The sequence below is a fragment of the Flavobacterium sp. genome (assembly GCF_021151785.1).
Classification (GTDB): Bacteria; Bacteroidota; Bacteroidia; order Flavobacteriales; family Flavobacteriaceae; genus Flavobacterium.
Genome location: NZ_JAGKWP010000140.1, coordinates 1 through 4,567, shown reverse-complemented (window position 1 = coordinate 4,567; position 4,567 = coordinate 1). Strand labels below are relative to the sequence as shown.

Annotated in this window: 7 protein-coding genes; 4 read left to right on the top strand and 3 right to left on the bottom strand. The window is 30.4% G+C overall.

Annotated features, from left to right (window positions below; genetic code table 11):
* On the top strand, positions 1-575 hold a 575-nt coding region (locus QZ824_RS10745), incomplete at its 5' end, for a shikimate kinase (RefSeq protein ID WP_291276014.1).
* On the opposite strand, the gene QZ824_RS10740 is transcribed toward QZ824_RS10745, so the two are convergent.
* From QZ824_RS10740 to QZ824_RS10730, 3 genes are read right to left on the bottom strand one after another with little or no spacing between them, the layout of a single operon-like run.
* Positions 567-1,064, bottom strand: coding sequence for a phosphoribosyltransferase family protein (locus QZ824_RS10740; protein ID WP_291276013.1), 498 nt, complete (start codon positions 1,062-1,064; stop codon positions 567-569). The two genes, QZ824_RS10745 and QZ824_RS10740, sit on opposite strands and share 9 nt — an antisense overlap.
* An 8-nt stretch (positions 1,065-1,072) precedes the next feature.
* Entirely contained in the window at positions 1,073-1,654 is a 582-nt protein-coding gene (locus QZ824_RS10735; protein WP_291276012.1) for an SAM-dependent methyltransferase, read from the bottom strand.
* Complete coding sequence (locus QZ824_RS10730; protein ID WP_291276011.1) at positions 1,638-2,027, bottom strand: S4 domain-containing protein; 390 nt, start codon at positions 2,025-2,027, stop codon at positions 1,638-1,640. Before QZ824_RS10730 ends, QZ824_RS10735 begins: the two co-directional genes overlap by 17 nt.
* A gap of 84 nt (positions 2,028-2,111) precedes the next feature.
* Here QZ824_RS10730 and QZ824_RS10725 point away from each other — a divergent pair, with 84 nt between their 5' ends.
* The 3 genes from QZ824_RS10725 to QZ824_RS10715 all read left to right on the top strand — a co-directional run.
* On the top strand, positions 2,112-3,011 hold the full coding sequence (locus QZ824_RS10725; RefSeq protein ID WP_291276010.1) for a hypothetical protein: 900 nt from the start codon (positions 2,112-2,114) through the stop codon (positions 3,009-3,011).
* Between the two features lie 85 nt (positions 3,012-3,096).
* Positions 3,097-3,912 (top strand): 2,3,4,5-tetrahydropyridine-2,6-dicarboxylate N-succinyltransferase, encoded by an 816-nt coding sequence (locus tag QZ824_RS10720; protein WP_291276009.1) that lies wholly within the window; start codon positions 3,097-3,099, stop codon positions 3,910-3,912.
* Positions 3,912-4,567 (top strand): glycosyltransferase family 9 protein (locus tag QZ824_RS10715; protein ID WP_291276008.1); only part of this gene is annotated, 656 nt, incomplete at its 3' end. The genes QZ824_RS10720 and QZ824_RS10715, both read left to right, overlap by 1 nt.

Here is a 4,567-nt window from a genome sequence, read left to right as displayed (position 1 = left end):
TTTTGAAAAAAAATCAACGGATTTATTTTTTACCTTTGGATTCTCTAAACATTATGATGAAAAAGATTGTTTTAATTGGATATATGGGGTCAGGAAAATCTACTCTTGCTAAGGCTTTGGGAGAACAACATGCATGTCCAGCCTATGATTTAGATGATTTAATTGAACAAAAAATGAATTGTACTGTTGCCACATTGTTCGAATCAAAAGGTGAATTGTATTTTAGAAAAGTAGAACATGAGATTTTGACTTCTTTTCTAGCTACTCATGATAGTTTTATTTTAGCATTAGGAGGTGGTACTCCTTGTTATTTTAATAATTTCGAATTATATCAATCAAATGAATACTCTTCTTTTTACTTAAAGAGTAGTGTTTCATATCTTGCAAAACGATTGCGAAATGAGGCGTCAAAAAGACCGCTTATTAAGGATAAAAAGGAGGATGAGTTAGAAGAGTTTATCGCAAAACATTTATTTGACAGAAGTTTTTATTATCATCAAGTGAATCATGTAATTTCAATTGATTCTAAAAGCATACCTGATTTACTTGATGAAATCAATATACTTTTAACTTAAATAAACATAAGAATTTTCTTCTTCAAATATAACCTGAACATGTTCTTGTAGTGAAGTTGATAGCGACAGACCTTTAAAGTCAGCTTTAACTGGGAATTTTTTATGATTTCGGTCTATGAGTACAGCTGTTTTGAACTTTTTTAAAGGAGTGTCTAAAAAATGTTTGATAGCATATATTAGTGTTGTGCCAGAATTTAATACATCGTCAATGAGTACTAAATTAGCATTTTCATAGGCATCACTAGCTAGACTAGTTTTGATGGGAAGTTGAGGTTGCAGTTTGTTTACTTCTACTTCACAAAGTTGTACTTTTAAGTCGCAAATTGTAGTTAGTTGATTTGCAATTTTTTGGGCAAAAATAAAACCACTATTAGATATTCCCGCTATCACAATTTCATTTTCATTAGAAAATGTTTCATATATCTGGTAGGCAATTCGCTTTATTTTGTGTTCAATTTCAATGTGATTTAAAATGATGTTGTGTGTCATGTTTACTGTTATTTAGCTTCAAAAATAAAAAACAATTCTCTATTTTCTCTTGGTTTAATGGAATTATAACTTGTTGTTAATGTCTTTATTTTAAATGTGCGTTCGAATAAGGAATTGTATTCTTCTGTAGAGCCTCCAAAAGGTGGGCCTTCATGAGTTAGAGGAAAATCAAATAATAGTCCAACTAATTTTCCTTTAGGAAATAATAAATGATGCATTTGCTCTACATATTTTTTTCTTAGTTTAGGATCTAACGCACAAAAAAAAGTTTGTTCAAGTATTAAGTCGTATTTTTCATTCAATGTAAAAAAATCACATTCTATGATGTTGCTTTTTTTCGAAGGATTTCTTCTTATAAGCTCTAAAATAGGTTGCTTAGCTATATCAATAACAGTCACATTATTAAATCCTTTTTGGATGAGATAGTCAAATTCATAACCATTACCTGCTCCTGGGATTAAAATTTTTAATGATTTGTCTGTAAGTTGGTCAATATAGGTTTTAATTGGGGTAGATATTGAACCTATTGCCCAGCCAGTTTCCTCTTTCTTATATCGGTTTTCCCAATATTCCTTATTCAATTTCTCCATAAAAATCTTCATCTGAAACGTAATCTTCTAAATCTCTTCTGTCTTTTTTAGTTGGTCTACCAGTGCCTTTGGCACGGTAATATTCTTTTGTTAGTTTTAACATTTCAAGGTGAGCAAAAGCTTCAGCAGGTGTGATATCTTTTCTATATATATCAACTAGTTTTGCACCCACTCGATTTAATGGTAAATCTAAAATTAACATTTCATAGTTAATTTGGTCTTTTCTTAAGATGATTTTATCTGCTGGGTAAACTTCCCTCGATGCTTTTGCCGTTTGTCCATTAACGCTTACATGGCCTTTTTTGATAGCTTCAGCCGCTAATCCACGTGTTTTAAAATAGCGAACGCACCACAAAAATTTATCAATACGCATAAAATTAAAAATCAATGTTAATATTTGTACAAAAATAAATGAAAATCGTATCTTGCGCTCAAAATTTATATAAAAATTATCAAAATGAAATGTAATTATAAATTACTGTTTATAGTACCTATTCTTCTTTTGTTTATCAAATGTCATAAAAGTGATAGTGCCACAGAGCAGTTAAGACCTTATGGTGAAGTTTATGCAGAGGATATTCAAGAAATAGAACAATTTTTAGATACACATAAAATGATTGTAGATGCTAATTATAATGTTTCTTTTGAGGAAATAACAGATACTAATCCTGGTACACCGATAAGTGATCATCCTGATTTGCAATTTAAAACAATCAATCAAAATGATGTAGCTTACAAGTTATATTATATTAAACTACGAGAAGGTGTTGGTGAAAATCCGACTAGATTAGATTCTGTTTATACAGCATATAAAGGTCATAAAACAGATTTAACTTCTTTTGATTCTTCTCCTAATCCAGTATGGTTTCAATTAGAAGATTTGATTCAAGGTTGGAGAGAAATAATGCCAGAATTTAAAATTGGTACTTATGTAGCTAACAGCGATGGTACGTTTTCGTTTAGTGATTATGGCGCTGGAGTTATGTTTATTCCTTCAGGATTAGCTTATTTCAATACGGGTGCTGGTTCAATAGGTTCTTATACCCCTATTATTTTTAATTTCAAATTAATGAATTTAAAATTTAAGGATCACGATCGTGATAAAATTTTATCAAAAGACGAGTATGGGCCTGATTTCCCTACTTCATATAGGGATTCTGATGGAGATGGAATTAAAGATTATTTAGACGTTGATGACGATAATGATGGTGTCTTAACTAAACTTGAGTTAAAGACTTCAACTGCGACTTTGATTCAAGGAATTAATTCGAGTCATTATCTTTACAATACAATACCTACTTGTTCAGGTAGCACAAATGGAAAACCTCTATATTTAGATGCAGCCTGTCACAATTAGAAATAATAATTTTAAAAATGTCCTGATTTATCAGGACATTTTTAAAATATCTTAGTACATAATAAAATTTTACAAAAGCAAAATTATGAGCAATTTACAATCAATTATAGAAAAAGCTTGGGACAATAGAACATTATTACAAGAAGAAGAAACTCAAAACACAATTAGAGAAGTTATAGCGTTAATTGATTCAGGAAAATTGAGAGTTGCAGAACCAATTGATAATGGTTGGCAAGTAAATGAGTGGGTTAAGAAAGCGGTAGTTATGTATTTCCCTATTCAAAAAATGGAAACATGGGAAGCTGGAATTTTTGAATATCATGATAAGATGCCATTGAAGCGTAATTATGCAGAAAAAGGAATTAGAGTAGTTCCAAATGCTGTTGCTCGTCATGGGGCATATATTGCTTCGGGAGTTATTTTGATGCCTTCTTATGTAAATATCGGTGCTTATGTAGATTCTGGAACTATGGTAGATACTTGGGCTACAGTAGGGAGTTGTGCTCAGATTGGTAAAGATGTTCATTTGAGTGGAGGAGTAGGTATTGGTGGGGTGTTAGAACCTTTACAAGCTGCACCAGTTATTATTGAAGATGGAGCTTTTATTGGTTCAAGATGTATTGTAGTTGAGGGAGTTAAGGTTGAGAAGGAGGCGGTTTTAGGAGCAAATGTAGTTTTAACTGGTTCTACTAAAATTATTGATGTTACAGGAGAAACGCCTATAGAATATAAGGGGGTGGTTCCAGCTCGATCAGTAGTCATACCAGGAAGTTATACCAAAAAATTTGCAGCTGGAGACTATCAAGTTCCTTGTGCATTGATTATTGGAAAAAGAAAACCTTCTACAGATTTAAAGACATCATTGAATGATGCTTTAAGAGAATATAATGTGGCAGTATAATGAAAATTTTAGTAATTCAAAAAAAAAAAATTGGAGATGTTTTAATTTCAACAGTTTTATTTGAAATTCTTAAAGAAAAATTTCCAAGTGCTAAGATTCATTATTTAATTTATGAAAATAGTAGTGCAGTAGTTCAGAATAATCCAAATATTGATAAAATAGTTATTCTTAAAGAACAAGTCAAGAATAGTTTATTTAAATTTATTTATTTTTTATTCGAAATAAGAAAAGAGAACTATGACATAATAATTGATTGTTATGGAAAACCTAATAGTGTACTAATAAGTGCTTTATCTGGAGCTGCAAAGAAAATTGGTTTTAAGAAAGGTTATACAGATTTCTTTTATTCCGATACTGTTCAAAGAACAAAAGAATCATTTTCTGTTGCTAAAAAAGCAATAGAACATAGGATGCTTTTGTTGGAGCCTCTTGGAATTTCGTTTAGATTAGTGTCACCAAAAATATATTTATCTTTTGATGAAATTGAGAATGCTAAAAAAAGCTTAATTAATGGTGGATTAAATCTTGATTTTCCTATTGTTATGATAAGTGCTTTGGGGAGTAATGATATAAAAACATACCCCAAACAATATATGTCAAAAGTCATTGATGAGATTGCTAAAATTGAAAATATCCAAATTATTTTCAATTATAT